Annotated in this window: 19 protein-coding genes; 10 read left to right on the forward strand and 9 right to left on the reverse strand. The window is 70.2% G+C overall.

Translation table 11 applies throughout. The features are described 5' to 3' along the window. Positions 1-44: 44 nt before the first annotated feature. The 4 genes from ACIRG5_RS01320 to modA are packed head-to-tail and all read right to left on the reverse strand — an operon-like array spanning position 45 to position 3,488. A complete protein-coding gene (locus tag ACIRG5_RS01320; RefSeq protein ID WP_402898371.1) occupies positions 45-902 on the reverse strand; it encodes an NAD-dependent formate dehydrogenase in 858 nt (285 codons plus the stop codon). Then, positions 857-1,900, reverse strand: coding sequence for an ABC transporter ATP-binding protein (locus ACIRG5_RS01325; RefSeq protein ID WP_402898374.1), 1,044 nt, complete (start codon positions 1,898-1,900; stop codon positions 857-859). The genes ACIRG5_RS01320 and ACIRG5_RS01325 overlap by 46 nt, the downstream gene beginning before the upstream one ends. Next, positions 1,897-2,694 (reverse strand): molybdate ABC transporter permease subunit, encoded by a 798-nt coding sequence (modB, locus tag ACIRG5_RS01330; RefSeq protein WP_402898377.1) that lies wholly within the window; start codon positions 2,692-2,694, stop codon positions 1,897-1,899. Before modB ends, ACIRG5_RS01325 begins: the two co-directional genes overlap by 4 nt. Beyond that, complete coding sequence (gene modA / locus ACIRG5_RS01335) at positions 2,691-3,488, reverse strand: molybdate ABC transporter substrate-binding protein (RefSeq protein WP_402900831.1); 798 nt, start codon at positions 3,486-3,488, stop codon at positions 2,691-2,693. Before modA ends, modB begins: the two co-directional genes overlap by 4 nt. A 120-nt stretch (positions 3,489-3,608) precedes the next feature. Between modA and ACIRG5_RS01340 the strand changes: the two genes are divergently transcribed. The 4 genes from ACIRG5_RS01340 (at position 3,609) to ACIRG5_RS01355 (ending at position 6,654) form a co-directional block, all read left to right on the forward strand. Continuing rightward, positions 3,609-4,565 (forward strand): threonine/serine dehydratase, encoded by a 957-nt coding sequence (locus ACIRG5_RS01340; RefSeq protein WP_402898380.1) that lies wholly within the window; start codon positions 3,609-3,611, stop codon positions 4,563-4,565. 4 nt (positions 4,566-4,569) lie between these two features. Next, positions 4,570-5,277, forward strand: a complete 708-nt coding sequence (locus tag ACIRG5_RS01345; RefSeq protein ID WP_402898383.1) for an ankyrin repeat domain-containing protein — start codon at positions 4,570-4,572, stop codon at positions 5,275-5,277. Between the two features lie 220 nt (positions 5,278-5,497). Next, a complete protein-coding gene (locus ACIRG5_RS01350) occupies positions 5,498-6,223 on the forward strand; it encodes an anti-sigma factor domain-containing protein (RefSeq protein ID WP_402898386.1) in 726 nt (241 codons plus the stop codon). Positions 6,224-6,267: 44 nt separating this feature from the next. After that, positions 6,268-6,654 carry an NAD-binding protein gene (locus ACIRG5_RS01355; protein ID WP_402898389.1) on the forward strand — a complete coding sequence of 129 codons (387 nt, stop codon included), beginning with the start codon at positions 6,268-6,270 and terminating at the stop codon, positions 6,652-6,654. Positions 6,655-6,705: 51 nt separating this feature from the next. Here ACIRG5_RS01355 and ACIRG5_RS01360 read toward each other — a convergent pair whose 3' ends face one another. The 3 genes from ACIRG5_RS01360 to ACIRG5_RS01370 all read right to left on the reverse strand — a co-directional run bounded on the left by ACIRG5_RS01360 (position 6,706) and on the right by ACIRG5_RS01370 (position 9,920). Continuing rightward, positions 6,706-7,359: a fasciclin domain-containing protein gene (locus ACIRG5_RS01360; protein WP_402898392.1), complete on the reverse strand. Its 654-nt coding sequence runs from the start codon at positions 7,357-7,359 to the stop codon at positions 6,706-6,708. Between the two features lie 160 nt (positions 7,360-7,519). Continuing rightward, entirely contained in the window at positions 7,520-9,016 is a 1,497-nt protein-coding gene (locus tag ACIRG5_RS01365) for a molybdopterin-dependent oxidoreductase (RefSeq protein WP_402898394.1), read from the reverse strand. Between the two features lie 76 nt (positions 9,017-9,092). Continuing rightward, a complete protein-coding gene (locus tag ACIRG5_RS01370) occupies positions 9,093-9,920 on the reverse strand; it encodes a hypothetical protein (protein ID WP_402898396.1) in 828 nt (275 codons plus the stop codon). 185 nt (positions 9,921-10,105) lie between these two features. Between ACIRG5_RS01370 and ACIRG5_RS01375 the strand changes: the two genes are divergently transcribed. From ACIRG5_RS01375 to ACIRG5_RS01385, 3 genes are all read left to right on the forward strand, one after another. Then, on the forward strand, positions 10,106-10,555 hold the full coding sequence (locus tag ACIRG5_RS01375; protein WP_402898399.1) for a nuclear transport factor 2 family protein: 450 nt from the start codon (positions 10,106-10,108) through the stop codon (positions 10,553-10,555). 35 nt (positions 10,556-10,590) lie between these two features. Beyond that, positions 10,591-11,205 (forward strand): TetR/AcrR family transcriptional regulator, encoded by a 615-nt coding sequence (locus tag ACIRG5_RS01380; RefSeq protein WP_402898401.1) that lies wholly within the window; start codon positions 10,591-10,593, stop codon positions 11,203-11,205. Between the two features lie 333 nt (positions 11,206-11,538). Next, positions 11,539-12,303, forward strand: a complete 765-nt coding sequence (locus tag ACIRG5_RS01385) for an ANTAR domain-containing response regulator (protein ID WP_402898404.1) — start codon at positions 11,539-11,541, stop codon at positions 12,301-12,303. On the opposite strand, the gene ACIRG5_RS01390 is transcribed toward ACIRG5_RS01385, so the two are convergent. Next, on the reverse strand, positions 12,239-13,264 hold the full coding sequence (locus tag ACIRG5_RS01390; protein ID WP_402898407.1) for a hypothetical protein: 1,026 nt from the start codon (positions 13,262-13,264) through the stop codon (positions 12,239-12,241). The two genes, ACIRG5_RS01385 and ACIRG5_RS01390, sit on opposite strands and share 65 nt — an antisense overlap. A 65-nt stretch (positions 13,265-13,329) precedes the next feature. Here ACIRG5_RS01390 and ACIRG5_RS01395 point away from each other — a divergent pair, with 65 nt between their 5' ends. Genes ACIRG5_RS01395 through ACIRG5_RS01405 form a run of 3 tightly spaced genes read left to right on the forward strand, consistent with a single transcriptional unit; the run spans position 13,330 to position 16,318 of the window. Continuing rightward, complete coding sequence (locus ACIRG5_RS01395; protein ID WP_402898410.1) at positions 13,330-13,800, forward strand: (2Fe-2S)-binding protein; 471 nt, start codon at positions 13,330-13,332, stop codon at positions 13,798-13,800. Beyond that, on the forward strand, positions 13,797-15,824 hold the full coding sequence (locus ACIRG5_RS01400) for a molybdopterin cofactor-binding domain-containing protein (protein ID WP_402898413.1): 2,028 nt from the start codon (positions 13,797-13,799) through the stop codon (positions 15,822-15,824). The genes ACIRG5_RS01395 and ACIRG5_RS01400 overlap by 4 nt, the downstream gene beginning before the upstream one ends. A gap of 26 nt (positions 15,825-15,850) precedes the next feature. After that, positions 15,851-16,318, forward strand: coding sequence for a MarR family winged helix-turn-helix transcriptional regulator (locus tag ACIRG5_RS01405; protein ID WP_402898415.1), 468 nt, complete (start codon positions 15,851-15,853; stop codon positions 16,316-16,318). 90 nt (positions 16,319-16,408) lie between these two features. Here ACIRG5_RS01405 and ACIRG5_RS01410 read toward each other — a convergent pair whose 3' ends face one another. Further along, positions 16,409-17,443: a LacI family DNA-binding transcriptional regulator gene (locus ACIRG5_RS01410; protein ID WP_402898418.1), complete on the reverse strand. Its 1,035-nt coding sequence runs from the start codon at positions 17,441-17,443 to the stop codon at positions 16,409-16,411. Positions 17,444-17,607 lie beyond the last annotated feature (164 nt).

The raw sequence follows: 17,607 nt of genomic DNA on the forward strand, positions 1-17,607 counted from the left end.
CCAACGTTCGCGACGAACCCCGGAGCAATCGCCAGACCGGGTGTTCAGCTGTTCGTGGAGTACGAGTGCGCGCCCGTGCCGGCGAGCTTGCCGGCCGTGTACCGGGCCTGTGCGGACAGCGAACTGCCGGAGATGTGCGGGGTCATGCCCTGGTGCGGCATCGTGCCCCACGGGTGGTCGGACGGCGCGGGCTGCGGAGACCACACGTCGCCGGCGTATCCCACGAGCCGGCCGCTTTCCAGGGCGCGCACGACGGCGTCGCGGTCGGCGATGCGGGCGCGAGCGGTGTTGATCAGGTAGGCGCCGGGCTTCATCGTCGCGATCAGATCGTCGCCGAACAGTCCCTCGGTCTCGGGGTGCAGCGGCGCGTTGATCGTCATGACGTCGCAGTGCGGCACCATGTCCGCCGTCGACTCGTGGAACGTCAGGTTCAGCTCGCGCTCGACGCTCTCGGGCAGGCGGTGCCGGTCGGTGTAGTGCAGGCGCATGTCGAACGGCGCCAGGCGTTTCAGCACCGCGAGGCCGATGCGTCCGGCCGCGACCGTGCCGACGTGCATGCCCTCGACGTCGTGGGAACGGGCCACGGCGTCAGCGATGTTCCAGCCGCCGTCCAGCACGATCTGGTGCGCGGGAACGAAGTTCCGCACCAGGTTCAGGATCGACATCACCACGTGCTCGGCGACGCTGATGCTGTTGCAGTACGTCACTTCCGCCACCGTGACGCCGTGCTCGATCGCGGCGTCCAGGTCGACGTGGTCCGACCCGATGCCCGCCGTCGTTGTGGTACCTCGACCTTCCTCCTGGGATCGGCACGCTGTCCAAGCGAACGTCCCTGTCGCGTGACAGCCGCCGGCTGTCAGACCGGATAGACGTGGACCTCGGTCGCCTTCACCGCCGCCCACAACTCGTCGCCGGGACGCAGCCGCAGCTCGGCGAGCGTGGCCGTGGTGATGTCCGCGAGCACGTTGGGCGCGCCGTCCAGGCAGACCCGGGTCGTGTGCGCGTGCTGTTCGATCGCGGCGACCGTGACCGGCCAGACGTTGCGCGGACTGCCCTCCGGCTTCGCGGCGTGCAGGCTCACGGCGTTGGGCGGGAACACGACGTGCACCGGACCGTTGACAGGCCTGGGAATCGTGAGCCGGCCGCCCCCGTCCAGGTCGACGTCCATGCTCGTTGCCTTGCCACGGTAGAAGTTCAGGCCGACGAGGTTCGCGACGTAGTCGGTGCGCGGCTGACGAGCGACCTCGGCGGGCGGTCCGGACTGCACGGCACGGCCGCCTTCCAGGATCACCAGCCGGTCCGCGAGCACCATGGCGTCCAACGGATCGTGCGTAACGAGCAGCGTGTGGCCGCCGAAGTCCGCGAGGTGACGACCCAGCTCCGTCCGGACCTGCAGACGGGTGCTCGCGTCCAGCGCGGCGAGCGGTTCGTCGAGCAGCAGCAGACTCGGGCCGGTCGCCAACGCCCGTGCCAGTGCGACCCGCTGGGCCTGACCTCCCGACAGGGAACGGGGTTTCGTCTGCGCGTACCCGTTCAGCCCCACCCGGTCGAGCCAGCGCGACGCCTCGGCTCGTGCTTCGGCGCGGCGGGTGCCGCGAGCTCTGAGTCCGAATGCGACGTTCTCCAGCGCGGACATGTGGGCGAAGAGCAGGTAGTCCTGGAACACCACGCCGATCGGCCGTTTCTCGGCGGGCACGAAGCCCGCGCCGTCCCAAGTGGACTCGCCGACGGTGATGTGCCCGGAGTCCAGCGGAAGCAGCCCGGCGAGGGCGCGCAGCGCGGTGGACTTGCCCGCGCCGTTCGGGCCGAGCAGTGCGACGACCTCGCCCGGCGCGATCGTCACGTCGAGGTCGAGGGAGAACGTGCCGCGCGTGACGCGCAGCTCCGCGTTCAGGCTCATGTCGGCCCGCTGATCCACCGGTCGCGAAGACCGGCCAGCACTCCGACGGACACCAGCAGCAGCACGATGCTCAGCACGATCGCCGCGTCCGGATCCGTTTCCAGGGCGAGGTAGACCGCCAGCGGCATGGTCGTCGTCTCGCCGGGGAAGTTGCCCGCGAACGTGATCGTCGCACCGAACTCCCCCAGCGCCCGCGCCCAGCACAACACCGCGCCCGCCACCACACCCGGCAGCACCGACGGCAACGTCACCCGCCGGAACGTCAGCCACCTCGAGGCGCCCAGCGTGGCCGCCGCCTCCTCGTAACGCGGATCGGCGGCCCGCAGCGCGCCCTCGACCGAGATCACCAGGAACGGCATCGCCACGAACGCCTCGGCGATCACGACCCCGGCCGTGGTGAACGGCAACGAGATGCCGAACCACGCGTCCAGGTGCTCCCCGATCAGGCCGCGGCGGCCGAGCACGAGCAGCAACGCGACACCACCTACGACCGGTGGCAACACGAGCGGCACGGTGACGAGCGCGCGCAGGAACCCGCGTCCCGGCAGGCCGGAGCGCGCCAGCAGCCAGGCCAGCGGGATGCCGAGGAACAGGCACAGCACCGTCGCCAGCGAGGCGCAGATCAGCGACAGCCGCAGCGCCTCGCCGACCTCGGCGCTGAGCAGCGTGGTCAGCGAGGTCCACGGCGTCCTGACGAGCAGCCCGGCGAGCGGCACCAGCAGGAACGCCAGCCCGAGCACGGCGGGCAGGACGAGAACGACGGGGAGCCGTCCCCGCACCCGGTTGCGCGTCACGGGTTGTCGAAGCCCGCCGCGCTCAGCACCGTGCGGCCCTTGTCGGACAGCACGAAGTCCACGAACGCCTTGGCCGTGGCGGCGTTGGGCGCCTTGGCCAGCGAGGCGATCGGGTAGTCGTTGACCACCTGCGCCGACTCGGCGAACTCGATGCCCTCGACCTTGTCGCCCGCGGCCTTCACGTCGGTCCGGTAGACGAGCGCGCCGTCGACCTCGCCGAGCGAGACCTTGGTGAGCACGGCCTTGACGTCCTGCTCCAGGGTGTCCGGCGCGGGCGTGACCTTGGCGAGCTCGAAGACCTTCTTCGACGCGGCGCCGCACGGCACCTGCTCCGCGCAGAGGGCGATCTTCTTGCCGGCGTTCGCGAAGTCCGCGAGTCCGGCGATCCTGCCGGGGTTGCCCTTGGGCACCGCGATCGCGAGCCTGTTCCTCGCGAACGTCCTCGGCGCGTCCGTGATCGTCCTGGTGTCGGTCACCTGCTTCATGTTCGCCGGCGCGGCGCTCGCGAACACGTCGGCGGGAGCGCCTTGGTTGAGCTGCTGGGCGAGCGCCGAACTGCCGCCGAAGTTGAACTTGACCTTCGTGCCGGGGTGGGCGGCCTCGAAGTCCTCGCCCAGCTTGGTGAACGTCTCCGTCAGCGACGCGGCCGCGAACACAGTGACGTCACCGGTGACAGTCGGCGTCTCCGAGCCCGACGCGGGCGCGGCGGCCTGCTGGCCGGAGCCGCACCCCGCGAGCACCAGCGCGGCTGAGGCGACCACGCTGATGAACCTGATGGACTTGCTCTTCCGCAGATTCGGCACCGTCACATACTAGATGCCGCTTTCACGGATGCAATCCATCCCTTGAGGGGCTTCTGCGGACCACGTCCATGAGGCGGGAGGCGATCCGCGGTTCGCCCTAGGGTGGGCGGCATGGCGGAACTGCTGACCATCGACGACGTCCGGGCCGCGGCCGAGGTGCTCGACGGGCGGGTGCTGCGCACCCCGACCCTGCCCTCCCCCGGCCTGTCCGCGCTGTTCGGCGTTCCGACGACGGTGAAGCTGGAACTGCTGCAACGCTGCGGCTCGTTCAAGACGCGCGGCGCGTTCGCCAAGATCCTCTCGCTGTCCGCCGAGGCACGGGCGGCGGGCGTGGTCGGGGTCAGCGGCGGCAACCACGGGATCGCACTGGCTGACGCCGCGCACGAACTCGGCGTGGCCGCGACCGTCGTGATGCCCTCCTCGGCACCCGCTCGCTCCGTCGAACTCGCTCGTGCGTCCGGCGCGGAGGTGCGGCTCACCGACGGGCTGGCGGCGGCGTTCGCCCTGCTCGACGACCTGGTGACGGCGGGCGCGACGCTCGTGCACTCCTACGACGACCCGATCGTGGTCGCCGGCCAGGGCACCGTGGGGCTGGAGTTCGCGACCGACGCCCCGCACGTCACCGACGTGCTGGTGAGCATCGGCGGCGGAGGGTTCGTCGCGGGCGTCGCGACGGCGTTCCACGCGCTCGTGCCCGGCGTTCGCGTGTGGGGCGTCGAGGTCGAGGGCGCCGACGCGATGCACAGGGCGCTGGCCGCGGGCGGGCCTGTCGAGATCGCGCCGACGTCGATCGTCTCGACCCTCTCGGCACCGCACGTGTCGCAGCTGACCTACGACCACGCCGTCGCGCTGGTCGAGGACGTCCTCGTGGTGTCCGACGCCGACGCCGTGCGGGGGTCGATCACGCTCGCGGAGACGCAGAAGGTGTGGGCCGAGCCCGCCGCCGGGTGCCTCGTCGCGGCGGCGCCCACGGTGCTCGACCGGGTCGGTCCCGGCGCGCGGCTGGGCATCGTGGTGTGCGGCGGGAACACGACTTTCGCGGACGTCGTCCGCTGGACGGAGAGCTGACCAAGTGCGACACGACGATCCACTTGCGCAGGCTGTCGTCATCGCCGTCCGCAGCGGCGACCTGGCCACGTTGCGGCAGTTGCTGGCCGGCCACGCCGACCTGGCGACCGCGCGGATCGTCGATGACGGCGGCAGCGCGCGAACCCTGTTGCACGTGCTGACGGACTGGCCCGCCCGGTGCTCTCACGGCGCAGAGACAGTGGCGCTGCTTGTTTCCGCAGGCGCCGACGTCAACGCACGGTTCCAAGGTGCACACAACGAGACGCCGCTTCATTGGGCCGCGAGCGCCGACGACGTCGCGGTGCTCGACGCACTTCTCGACGCCGGAGCGGACATCGACGCCGACGGAGCCGTGATCGGCGGTGGCACTCCCCTGGCCGACGCACGGGCGTTCGCGCAGTGGAACGCCGCTCACCGGCTCGTGGAGCGCGGTGCGACGGTCACGTTGACCGATGCCGCCACGCTCGGTCTGTCCGATCGGCTTGAGCGTCTTCTCGTTGGCGCTGCTGGAGAAGACGTGAACGCGGCGCTCTGGGGCGCGTGCCACGGTGGTCAGCGGGAGTGCGCGGAACGGTTGCTGGCGGCGGGTGCGGACGTGAACTGGCTTCCGCCGTGGGAACGCGTCACACCGCTCGACGCCGCCGTGCGCAACGGATTCGAGGACGTCGCGGAGTGGCTGCGTGGTCGCGGCGGCAGACCGGCGACGGGGTGACGCGTCCCTGTGCGTCCGATTCAACGCGGACGCACAGGGACGTGCGTGGCGCCGTCCCGAGCCGGCTGAACCGCATCTGGCGGATCCGCGCGTTCTACATCCGCGCCGCACCGCCGAATCGGATCGGACCGACGACCCGATCCACCCGATGGAGTGACCACCTGGCCCTGGGTTGATCTTCGCGAGCAATCCGTTCATCGGACGGCTTCGAAGTAGCAGCGTGAAACCGGGAAGAACGCGTGCGATCAACCCGCACCTGCTGACCGGTGCCCATGCTCTCGGCGCGCTTCCCGACGCCGAGCGGGTCGAGTTCGAAGCGCACCTGGGCGCGTGCCCGGCCTGTGCGGACGAGGTGGCCGGACTGAGCGAGACCGCGGCCAGGCTCGCCGGCGCTGTCGCGCAGGTCGTTCCGAGCGCTCTCCGGCCACGGCTGCTGAACGCGGCCCGGCACGTGCGGCAGGTTCCGCCGAACTCCGAGATCAGGGCTGTCTTCTCACGGCGGCAAGGCTTCCGGCACGCCGCGGCGCTCATCTCGGCCGCCTGCGTGGCCGCTGCGGCGGTGGCTGGCGTGCACGGCGCGCTGAACGCGACGAGGATCGCCCCCGTCGTCGTCTCTCCGCGCACTCAGACCGGCGATCTCCTGGCGGCACCGGATCTGCGGCTCGTCACCTCGGCCGCCGGTACCGCGGCGATGTCGCGCAGCCGCGACGAGATGCTCTTCCTGGCGGACGGCCTGCGGGCGTTGCCGCGCGGCCGCGTCTACCAGCTGTGGCTGGTGGACGGCGACGGTCCACGATCAGCGGGAACCCTGCGGCCCGCGGGCACGGCGATGTCGTTGCTCGTGACCGGGATCGCGGGGGTCGGCGAAGCGCTCCTCACGGTCGAGCCCCTGGGCGGGTCGCCTGGTCCGACGAGCGCGCCGGTCCTCACCCTCGACCTTCACTGAATCGGACGCCAATCCGGTTCGACCGGCGCACCGAATACCTGGTCGTGACCGATCACATCCTCGTCATCGGATACGGCGACACCGGGCGCTGTGCCGTGAACTCGGTGCTGGCCGCTCAGCCGGACGCCCGGCTGACCGTGCTGGACATCGACGCGTTCGCGGTCGTCGAGGCGACGGCCAACGGCGCCACCGCGATCCTCGGCGACGGACGGGACTGTCTCGCGCTGGACGAAGCCGCGATCGACGCCGCCGACCGCGTGATCATCGCGGTGCCGGACGACCTCTCCGCCTTCCTGATCGCCCGTGCCGTGCGGCCGTACAACCCCGACGCGGTGATCGTCGTGGTCATCCGCGAACAGGAGAACCACGCGCTGTTCCTGTCGTCCGGCGCGACGTCAGTCCACATCAGACCTCCCGACGAGCGGACATGAGAAACTCCGGAAACAGCGGTGCTGTTTCCGGAGTTCGTGGTGCTGTTCTGCTTACGCGGGAAGCAGGACCGAGTCGATGAGGTAGACGGTCGCGTTCGCGGTCTTCACGCCACCGCAGATCACGTTGGCGTCGTTGACCTTCAGCGCGTCCTTGGAACCGGTGACCTTCACGGTGCCGGTCTGCACGGTCTTCTGGTCTCCGGCGATCTTGTCGGGCGTGATCTGGCCGGGGACGACGTGGTAGGTCAGGATCTTGGTCAGCAGCGCGTCGTCGGTCTTGAGCTTCTCGATCGTCGCGGCGTCGATCTTCGCGAACGCCGAGTCGACCGGCGCGAACACGGTGAACTCCGCACCGTTGAGCGTCGAGACCAGGTTGACCTTCGGGTTGAGCTTGCCGGACACGGCGCTCACCAGCGTCGTGAGCAGCGGGTTGTTGCTGGCGGCGACGGCGACCGGGTCAGCGGCCATGCCACTCACGGAACCGGCGCCGGACGGAACCTGCTTCGCGTAGTCGGCACAGCCAGGGCCGACGAGGTCCTTGGCCGGGTCGGCCATCGCGGCGGACGACGGCGCCGTCGAGGTGGCGGAGGTGGGCGCGGTGCTGGAGCTGCTGCTCGCCGTGTCACCCGAGCCGCAGGCAGCTCCGAACAGCGCGAGCGAAACAGCGCCGACGGCCAGAACGGTGTTGCGGACGGTCTTCTTCATGACAGGACATCTCCAAGAGTGTTCGGGCAGTTGCTGGTGATTCGCCGCCCCGAGGGGAACGGATTGGCGCGGTTATCGATCCGTTACCGAACCTGTCGAAAACCACGCTCCACCAGGGAAAACACTTCAATCATCCACAGTGGACCGAAACGACGGGCGGCTAACCGACCGAGGTGAAGACCATCGAGTGCCAGCCGGTCGCGCCGTCCGGGATGGGGGCCGCGCGCTCGTTGGTCTGCGTGTAGCCCTTCCGGTCGGTGGCACGGCATTCCACGGTGTGGTTGCCGGGCTTCAGGTCCAGTTCGATGCGCCACATCCGCCAGGTGTCGACGTTGACCTCGGTGCTGAGCGTGGTCTTCTGCCACGGCCCGCCGTCCACGCGCACCTCGACGCCGTCGATGCCGGTGTGCTGGGCCCAGGCGATGCCCGCCACGACGAACCGGCCCGCCGGCACCCGTTCGAAGGACTTCGGCCGGTCCACCCTGGACATGACCTTGACCGGCGCCTTCTTGCCCCAGCCGCGCTGCGCCCAGTACGGGTCGAACGCGTCGAAGGTGGTGAGTTCCATGTCCACCAACCACTTCGTGGCGGAGACGTACCCGTAGAGACCGGGCACGACCATGCGCACCGGGAAGCCGCGCTCCAGCGGCAACGGCTCGCCGTTCATCCCGATGGCCAGCATCGCGTTCGATCCGGGCGCCATGATCGACTCGACCGGAGTGCCGCACGTCCAGCCGTCCACGCTGCGCGTCGCGAGCTGGTCGGCGCCGGGCCGCACGCCGGCGTCCCGCAGCAGGTCGGGCAGGGAGACGCCGATGAAGTTCGACGTGGAGATGTACGGGCCGCCGACCTCGTTGGACACGCACACCAGCGTGATGGTCTTCTCCACCAACGGGCGCCGCAGCAGGTCGTCGTAGGTGAGCACCATTTCGTTGTCCACCATGCCGTGCACGCGCATGCGCCAGTCCTCCGCCCGCAGGCGAGGCACGGTGAGCGCGGTGTCGACGCGGTAGAACTTCTCGTTCGGCGTCAGGAACGTCGGCGTGCCCTCGCGGGCGAAGTCGGCGTCGAACGGGATCTCCGGCGCGGTCTCCTCGGGGCGCAGCTTGATGCCGCGCCGGGAGGCCTCGACGTCCACGCGACCAGCGAGCAGCTGCCCGCCCACGGCCGCGAGTCCGGCGCCCGCCGCGATCGCCGCCGTCGACAACAGGAACTTCCTTCTCCCCTGCGCCACGACCGGCGCCTGGGACCACAGCCAGCGGAAAGCGGCGACCCCGACCACGAGGCTGGCCAGCGGTGCGATCACCGACCACGCGGTCGTGGTCGGCCTGGCCAGCACGGCGGCGATCCCGAGCAGCCCCAGCACACCGGCGAGAGCGGTACCGGGCCACGGACTGCGGCGGGACACGAGCCCCGCCACCACACCCAGTGCCGCGAGCACGACCGCCATGCCGGCGAGCAGCACCAGCTTGTCGTTCTCCCCGAACGTGCGGACGGCGAAGTCCTTGACTGGGTGGGGCGTCAGGTCGATCGCGGTGTTGCCGACCGCGAGGAACGGCGAGGCCAGCGGACTCACCAGCCCCGCGACGAGATGCCCCGCCGCCAGTGCCGCGGCCACCGACACCAGGCCGATGAGGATCGTTCGTGTTGCCTTCACACGGGTGGTTCGGAGCCGGCCGCTCACCGGATTGGCTGATGAGCGTCGCCCACCACATCGGGCGACGCTCACCCCGTCACGGCTTGGTCAGGCGCACCAGGAACCCGTCGTGGTCGGTGTGGCTCATGCCGTACTTGGAGGTGCTGACGAACGCGATGTCGTTGGAGAACACCACGTGCTGCACGTCGTTGTCCCCCTTGCGGATGTGGCCGGGCGGGACGCAGTTCTGCGCGTTCTCCGGATCGGAGGTGTCGTACTCCAGGTTGAAGTCGCCACCGACGATCGTCTTCCCGGTCACGCCCTCAGCCACCCGGATCTGGGGGACGACGTCGAACAGCAGGGACCGGCACTGCGCGAGGGCGACCGGCTCGCTGCTCGCAGACAGATGCGTCGCGCATCCGAGGTGGTCACCGATCGCGTACGCGCACACGTACGTCCGCTGCTCGTTGCCGCCGTCCTGGCTGGCATACCTGCCGCTGTAGGTTTTCACGCCCTGGTAGTTCGCCGCCGCCACCCTGCCGATCACGGCGTTGCCGTAGTCCTGACCGTTGGCGCACTTCACCGGCGCACCGGTGTCCCTGCGCAGCGCCGGCGCGAACTGCGAGTACACCCGGTCGCCCGGCCACGCCTTCACGAGCGACGGCACCAGGTGGTCGGGCAGGTCGTTGGCGCAGATCTCGTTCAGCGTCACCATGTTCGGGCGCAGCCGGGCGATCAGGTCGGCACCCTCGACGATCGATCGGCCCTGCGCGTAGCAACTCACCCCGGGAACACCGCTGTTGCACAGGTTCAGCTGGAGCTCCCAGAACCGTTCCGCGGCCGCGGCGGGCGCCGCCGATGGGACCAGCACTCCCAGCCCGAACGCCGCCGCGATCATCAGAACCGCCGCACTTCGTCGACTCATTCGTCCTCCGTTGATGGAGTCCCCCGCAGATGCGTCCCGCTCCGGCCCATCCCCGGAGCGAACCGCCACCGTCGTTCTACACGTCGTGCGTGCCTGCCGGAGCGGGATCGAGCGTTCCCGGTTGCCGTTCACGACAACCTGTCGTAATCTTTTGCGACAGGTTGTCGCAAAACCCGGGAGTCACCGTGAACACGCTCGAAGATCGCGCCGAACTCGTCGAACTGATCAGCCACTACGCCGACATCGCGGACCTGAAGGAGTTCACGACCCTGCCGGGCCGGGTCTTCACCGACGTGCTCACGCTCGACTTCGAGTCCGTGACGGGCATGGCGCCGATGACGATCCCGCTCAGCGACTACGTCGAAGCCCTTCGCGCCAGCTTCGCGCCGTTCAAGGCGACGCACCACGCCATCACCGGCCACGTGATCGACCTCGACGGCGACACCGCGAAGATCCACGCGCACGTCCGCGCCGAGCACTGGCTGCCGGCCGGCACCGGCCCCTGGCTGGTCGTCGGCTTCTACGACAACGAGGCGGTCCGCACGCCGGACGGCTGGCGGCTGAACCGTGTCAAGCTGACCGCCGTCCACCAGGAGAATCAGCCGACGATGCCGGACGTAGCGCCCGCGCGGTAGCAGGCGGTCCACCCACGACCGAGGAGAGCGATCAGATGCCGCGGATTCGCGCCGCCACCATCGAGGAACACCACGAGATGGTGTGGGCGGACCTCACCGAGGCGATGCGGCAACTGCTGCTCGAACGCGACTACGAGTCGATCAACATGGGCCACATCGCGGCCCAGGCGGGACTCGCACGCAACACCCTCTACAACTACGCCGCCGACAAACGCACGCTCGTCCTGGAACTCGCCCGCCGGGCGAGCCGTCCCCTGGCCGAGCAGGTGGCCTCGATCGCCGCGCGCTCACCGGACCCGGCCGCGGTCCGGCTGCGGGAGATCATCGAGGTGATCCTGTCCGCGTCCACGAACCACGCCATGCGACTGATGGTCCTCCCGAACTCCGGCTCGCTGGTGGCCGATCTGCCGGACGGGCCGGACAACCCGTTCACCACGCTCGTGGTCGAGGTGGAGAACGTCGTCGAGGACGGTCTCGCCGGCGGTGAGTTCCACGGCGTCGAAGACGTGCGGCTCACCGTGGAACTGCTCTCCGGGGCGATGCGCGCGGGCATCGAGCGCATCAGCCGGGATCCAGCCGCCCTCCCGGCCACGATCCGCGCGGCGCAGCAGATCGTTCTCGCCTCCCTCGGCCCTTCGAACGGAACCTGACCTCGCATGAAGGTCCACGCGTTCGCGGCACACGAAGCCGGCCGGGAACGTGACCGCGCCGTGTGAGAACGGCACCAGCGGGGTACTGACACAACGCCGAACACGCGCGTGTTCGCACCGGAGAACCGCTTTCGGGCGGTTCGGCCGGCGTCGGCACGGGACGTTGAGACCTTGCAGCAACCCGCCGCCGGCGCCGGTTTCAGTGCGTCCGTTCCGAACCGTGCGTTGCCCGTGGCCGTACGATGCGCTGAACGCGCGTCAAGCAGCCGGCGCCGTGGACTCCGCAGAGGCAGAAGGGGCCGCGGCATGGCGGACTACGTGCAATCAGGATCGGTGAGATCGATCGACGGCGAACGCCCCGATCCGATGGTGCGACTGGACGAGACCGCCGAGGCGCTGACCCAGCTGCACGACGCGTTCACCGGCGAGGAGTCGCTCGACGACGCGTTGCAGCGGGTCGCGGAGATCGCGGCCAGGGCTGTGCCCGACGCCGACGCGGTGACCGTCTCCGTGGTCACGGATGACAAGCCGCACACGGCCGCGACCACGGATCAGCGGCTCGTCGAGCTCGACCAGAAGCAGTACGACTCCGGTCGAGGGCCGTGCCTGGAGTCGGCGCTCGACCTGACGCCCGTGCGGGCGGTGATCGGCGAGCACCGCGAGGCGTGGCCCGAGTTCGACGCCGCGGCCGAGGAGGCCGGTGTGCGCGCGTACCTGTCGGTGCCGGTCGTGCTGCCGGCCTCGGACGACTCCGAAGCGCGGCACATCGGGACGTTCAACATCTACAGCTACGCGGCGAAGGCCTTCGACCCGTTCGACGAAGGCCTCATGCAGCTGTTCACCACGGCCGCGTCCGCCACGATCACCAGTGCCCAGCGGTGGCAGCACTCACAGGGCCAGGTCAAGCAACTGGAGCGGGCCCTGGGCTCGCGCGCCGTGATCGACCAGGCGAAAGGTGTGCTGATGGCGGTGCACTCGTGCAGCGCGGATGACGCGTTCGAGCTGCTCGTGGCGGAGTCGCAGCGCCGGAACGTCAAGCTCCGCGACGTCGCGGCGAAGCTGCTCGAGTCGGTGACGCGGCAGGACGAGCCAGCCTGACGCCCGCCCAGATCAGCACGGCGAGCACCCCGACCAGCAGGTACTCGATCAACGGGATCCGCACGACCTCGTCGATTCTGCCGAGCCCTCGCCAGGAGTAGACGGCGAGGGCGGCGACCACGAAGGTGCCGCCGATCCACCACCGCGTCGCCGCGCTGAGGCCGACGCCGTGCATCTGGGTGAGCACGAAGATCGCCACGAACCCGAAGAAGAACATCGGCCACATCCCGTTCGGACCGGAGTTCATCACGGCGACGAGTGTGCCGTGCGCGGCCACGAGCAGTTCCAGGGTCAGCGTCCACCAGCGGTTCGTGTGGGATGTCGTGAACATCAGACTGCTCTGCACGAGCAGCAGGAACATGTAGAAGAACCCGATGAGGTGCCCGCTCGAGGACTCCATCGGGTGGTACCAGAACGTGTAGATCGCGGCCCAGCTGAACAGGTAGCCGTGGTAGCGGCGGGCGAACCCGACGACCTGCGCGGAGATCGGCGCCGACCAGGTGAGAACGAGGCCGCGGCGGCGGTTCTCCATCAGCAGGACGACCACGAGCAGCAGGACGACGGAGCCCTGCGAGCTGAAGATCGAGACGTCCTGGGCGAGGCCGTCGTAGAACACCTGCGTCTGCAGGGCGTGCAGGCCGATGAACGCGCCGTTCGCGGCGAGGGCGACGACGTTGATGCGGTGCAGGCCGGTGGTGTAGCGCCGGACTCGGGTCTGCGCGTAGTAGATCAGGCCCCACGACACGAGTTGGTGCGCCGCGTAGCCCAGCCAGGCGGACGCCCTGGTCCAGAAGGTCGGGTCCGGCAGCTTCCAGTAGTACCAAGAGGCCCCCTGGTCGGGCAGCAACGCGATGCCGTGCAGCCGCTGACCCAGCACCCACACCAGGCCGGTGAGCAGCGCACTCGCCGCCACACCCCACACCAGCACGCTTCTATCAAGCCGCCGCATATCGTTCAGCATGCTGAGCATTATGCACGGTTCGTCATGATACGTTCAGCGCACTGAGCAAATCAGGAGGCAGCGCGGTGGCCCGATATCTGTTGCGCGTCAACGGTGAACGACACGAGGTGGACGTCGAGGGCGACACTCCCCTGCTGTGGGTGTTGCGGGACGAGCTGGGGCTGACAGGGGTCAAGTACGGGTGCGGGGTCGGCCTGTGCGGCGCCTGTACGTCCCATGTGGACGGTCAGGCCGCACGGCCCTGCGTGCGCACGGCGGCGGACAGCGTGCAGACCCGGATCACGACGATCGAGGGGCTGTCGCGCGACGGGGACCACCCCGTGCAGCGGGCGTGGCGCGAGCTCGACGTGGCGCAGTGCGGCTACTGCCAGCCCGGCCAGGTCATGGCCGCGGCGGCGCTGCTCGCCCGTGATCCGGACCCGGACGACGCGGCGATCGACGAGGCCCTGCGCGACAACGTGTGCCGCTGCGGCACCTATCCGCGCATCCGCGCCGCCGTGCGCCGCGCGAGCCGGATCATGCGGGAGGAACGATGATCAGCAGGCGGACGTTGCTGCGGGGCGCGGGAGCCGGCGCCCTGATCATCGCGGTGCCGGTGCCCGCGCTCGCCGCGGAGGGCCTCGTGCCGAACGTCTTCGTGCGGCTGGACGACGCGGGCCGGATCACCGCGACCGTGCCCCGTCCGGACACCGGCCAGGGCGTGCGGACCGTGGTCGCGCTGATGGTCGCCGAAGAACTCGCGGTCGAGGCCGCCGACATCACGCTGGAACAGGCGCACGGTGACACCGAACGCTTCGGCTCGCAGGGTGTCGCCAACTCGACGTCCGTGCGGCAGCTCTCCACCCCGATCCGCACGGCCGCCGCGACCGCGCGCTGCCTGCTCGTCACCGCCGCCGCGCAACGCTGGCGCGTGCCGGTCGGCGAGTGCACGGCGAAGGACGGCGCCGTGTGCCATCCCCGCCGGGGACGACTGCCGTACCGGGCGCTCGTGCGCGCCGCCGCGGCTCTCGACCCCGCCACCGTGCCCGTCGAGCTCACGCCGCCGGAGAAGTGGCGGCTGCTGGGCAAGACCCGTGGCGGCCGGGTCGACGCCCGCGACGTCGTCACCGGTCGCGTCCGGTACGGCATCGACTCGCGGCCTGCCGGCGGCATGGTCGCGGTCGTGGCCCGCCCGCCGTGGATCGGCGCGGTTCCCGACACGATCGACGACACCGCGACCCGAGCCCTGCCCGGCGTGGTCGACGTCCTGACGCTCACCGCGCCGGGCGAGGGCCAGGGTGGCGTCGCGGTGATCGCCAGGTCGACCCACCAGGCGTTGCGGGGCCGTGACGTGCTGCGGATCACCTGGCGCGGCGGCACACCCGGCGCGGACAGCCGCGCGTGGCTCGCCGATCTGCACTCGGCGTTGCCCGCGCAGAGCCCGATCAACGGCCTGCAGCGGGTCTATCAGATGCCACTGCTCGCGCACGCGCCGATGGAACCGATGAACGCCACCGCGCACGTCCGTCCGGATGGCGTGACCATCTGGGCCCCGACGCAGGACCCCGGCGGGTTGCGCACCCAGTTGGCGCGTCAGCTCGGCCTGCCCGCGACTGCGGTGCGGGTGGAGACGGCGGCGTCCGGCGGCGCGTTCGGGCGGCGCATCGAGCCTGATCCGGTGCTGGAGGCGGTGGCCTGCTCACGACGCGCGGGCGCGCCTGTCCAGGTGCTGTGGACACGGGCCGACGACATGCGCAACGACTCCTACCGGCCGATGTCGGTGCACAGGATGTCCGCGGAGATCGGTGCCGACGGCCTTCCCGTCCGCCGGGCTCACGAGGTCGTCACCTGGCCGCTGACCGTCCTGCCGATCTTCACCAACCCCGCGCTGATCAAGGCGAGCGGTGACCACTTCCCCTACGCCGTGCCCGGCGACGTCACGGTCACCGTGCGGCCCGCACCGTTGCGCACCGGGTTCTGGCGGTCCGTCTACGCGGGGCAGTTCCTCTACGCCGAGGAGAACTTCCTGAGCGAGATCGGCACGAGGTCCGGCCTCGACCAGGTCGCGCTGCGCAGGACGCTGCTGCCCGCGGGTTCACGGCTGCACAAGGTGCTCGACACCGTCGCCGACCGCGCCCGCTGGAGCACGCCAACGGCGCCCGGCACCTCGCGCGGCGTGGCCTGCCTGGAGGAATATGGTTCCGCGATCGCGGTGATCGCCGTCGCCGAACCGGGATCGCGCCGGGTGCTGCGCGTGCACGCGGCCGTCGACGTCGGGGTGGCTTTGCACCCGTCCGGGGTCCGCGCCCAGGTGGAGGGCTGTGTGGCCGACGCACTGTCCACTGTGCTCGGTGCGCAGATCACCGTCCGGGAAGGACACGTCGCGGAGTCGTCGTTCGGCGACTACCGGTGGGCGCGGATCACCCAGACACCCGACATCGACGTCACGATCGTGCCGTCGACCGCTCCACTGGGCGGCCTCGGCGAGCTCGCCTACCCACCGGCGGCCGCGGCCATCGCGGCGGCGCTCGCGGGCGACACGCCGGTGACGGGCATGCCGTTCGGGACCGACGTGGGGTGATCGGGCGGGTCTGGGATGATGGCACCGTGGCGCAGGGAGACGAGCCGGCGGTGCCAGGCCGCCCGGACCAGGTGGACGTCGACTCCTGGCCGACCGGCAGGCTCCTGTCGGTCGCGGCGCGCGTGGTCGAGAAGCGCTTCGAGGACTTCCTGGCGGGCCGCGGCCTCACCCACGCGGGCATGATCACCCTGCACCACCTAGCCGACGGACCGCGTTCCCAGCGCGAGCTCGCCGTGCTGTGCAGGGTCACCGACCAGACCATGAGCCGCACCATCGAGCACCTCGACCGCGGCGGCCACGTCGTGCGCAGCCAGGACCAGCAGGACCGCAGGCGCACGTCGGTGAAGATCACGCCTGCCGGTCGCCGCGCCCTCGCCGCCGCCCGCCGCGAGGAACGCGAGTCCGACACGCTGCTCGGCGCCGTGGACGACTACGAGCACTTCCGGCAGCAGCTGATCGCACTCATCGCGGCCGCCACGTCCACAAGAGACTAGTGGCCGGTCCGACGGCGAGTTCGCCCGGCCACGCTCAGGGGGCACCTCACCTGACCGCGAGTCCGCCCGGCACCCTTCCAGCCAACGGGACTAACGCGCTCCGCAGGAGTCCCTGACGACCAGCTGGGTCGGCAGCACCACGGGCTCTTCGCGCCCGGCACCGGTGATCATGGCCATGATCGCCTTCGCCGCCGCCACCCCGAACCCCGGCTTGTCCTGCGCCACCGTCGTCAGCGCCGGATCGACCACCGAGGCGATCTCGATGTCGTCGAACCCGACGAGCGCCAGGTCCTGGGGCACGCGCAGGCCGGCGGCACGGGCGGCGAGCAGTGCGCCGACCGCCATCTCGTCGCTGGCCGCGAACACCGCGGTCGGCGGCTCGTCCAGCGCCAGAAGCCGGTGCGTGGCAGCGGTTCCGCTCGCCCGGTAGAAGTCACCGGCGACCACGTAGTCGTCACGCGGCTCGACGCCCGCCTCGTGCAGTGCCGTGCGGTAGCCGGAAACACGGGCCTGGGAAGGCTGGTTGCCCGGCGGGCCGGTGATCGTGGCGATCCGGGTGTGGCCGAGCCTGACGAGATGACGGACGGCCGACAGCGCGCCGCCCACGTTGTCCGACGTCACGTAGGTGGCCCTGGGTCCGTCGACGGCGACGTCCAGCGCGACGCACGGAAACCCCGACTGCGCAAAGGATTCGAACGCGTCGGCATCGGAGCCGCTGTCGATCAGGACCAGCCCGCCGAGGTGGTGGCGGCGGGTCATGTTCACGTAGCCGACCGGGTCCGCGAGTGACGCGCCGACCTCGCGGGAGTCGCCGCTGGTCGCGAGCATCAGCAGGTGGTAGCCGTGCGCGCTGAGCGCGGACTTCAGTCCTATCAACAGGTCCTGCAGGTACGGGTGCCGCCAGCCGGGCCTGCGGTGGTCGGTGTCCCAGACGAGTCCGATCATCGTGGACTGCTTCGTCGACAACGCCCGCGCGGACTCGTTGGGCCGGTAGTCCAGCTCTTTCGCGACCCGCAGCACTCGTTCACGCGTGTCCTCGTTCACCGTGTCCGGCTGGTTGAAGACGCGCGACACCGTCGCCACGGACACGCCGCAGAGCTGGGCGATCTCTCGCCCGGTCGCCATTCCGGCCTCCCGATTTACCGTAAGCGGTTACATAGACCCTACGAGCAGCACTTCCCCTAGTCAAACGGGTGCGGAAGTTGATCTGTTTATCATCTCGTTACTTGACGGACACCGCGTAACACCGCTGTCATTGGCGCCACACACCTTCTCCACGAAGCACTTCT

Source organism: Lentzea sp. NPDC102401, from assembly GCF_044765805.1.
Lineage (GTDB): Bacteria > Actinomycetota > Actinomycetes > Mycobacteriales > Pseudonocardiaceae > Lentzea > Lentzea sokolovensis.

What these genes read in the sequence shown, in the direction of transcription:
- ACIRG5_RS01325 (WP_402898374.1), bottom strand. Translation starts at nt 1,900, where the DNA reads ATGAGCCTGAACGCGGAGCTGCGCGTCACGCGCGGCACGTTCTCCCTC.
- ACIRG5_RS01340 (WP_402898380.1), top strand. Translation starts at nt 3,609, where the DNA reads ATGGCGGAACTGCTGACCATCGACGACGTCCGGGCCGCGGCCGAGGTG.
- ACIRG5_RS01360 (WP_402898392.1), bottom strand. Translation starts at nt 7,359, where the DNA reads ATGAAGAAGACCGTCCGCAACACCGTTCTGGCCGTCGGCGCTGTTTCG.
- ACIRG5_RS01370 (WP_402898396.1), bottom strand. Translation starts at nt 9,920, where the DNA reads ATGAGTCGACGAAGTGCGGCGGTTCTGATGATCGCGGCGGCGTTCGGG.
- ACIRG5_RS01380 (WP_402898401.1), top strand. Translation starts at nt 10,591, where the DNA reads ATGCCGCGGATTCGCGCCGCCACCATCGAGGAACACCACGAGATGGTG.
- ACIRG5_RS01390 (WP_402898407.1), bottom strand. Translation starts at nt 13,264, where the DNA reads ATGCTGAACGATATGCGGCGGCTTGATAGAAGCGTGCTGGTGTGGGGT.
- ACIRG5_RS01400 (WP_402898413.1), top strand. Translation starts at nt 13,797, where the DNA reads ATGATCAGCAGGCGGACGTTGCTGCGGGGCGCGGGAGCCGGCGCCCTG.
- ACIRG5_RS01410 (WP_402898418.1), bottom strand. Translation starts at nt 17,443, where the DNA reads ATGGCGACCGGGCGAGAGATCGCCCAGCTCTGCGGCGTGTCCGTGGCG.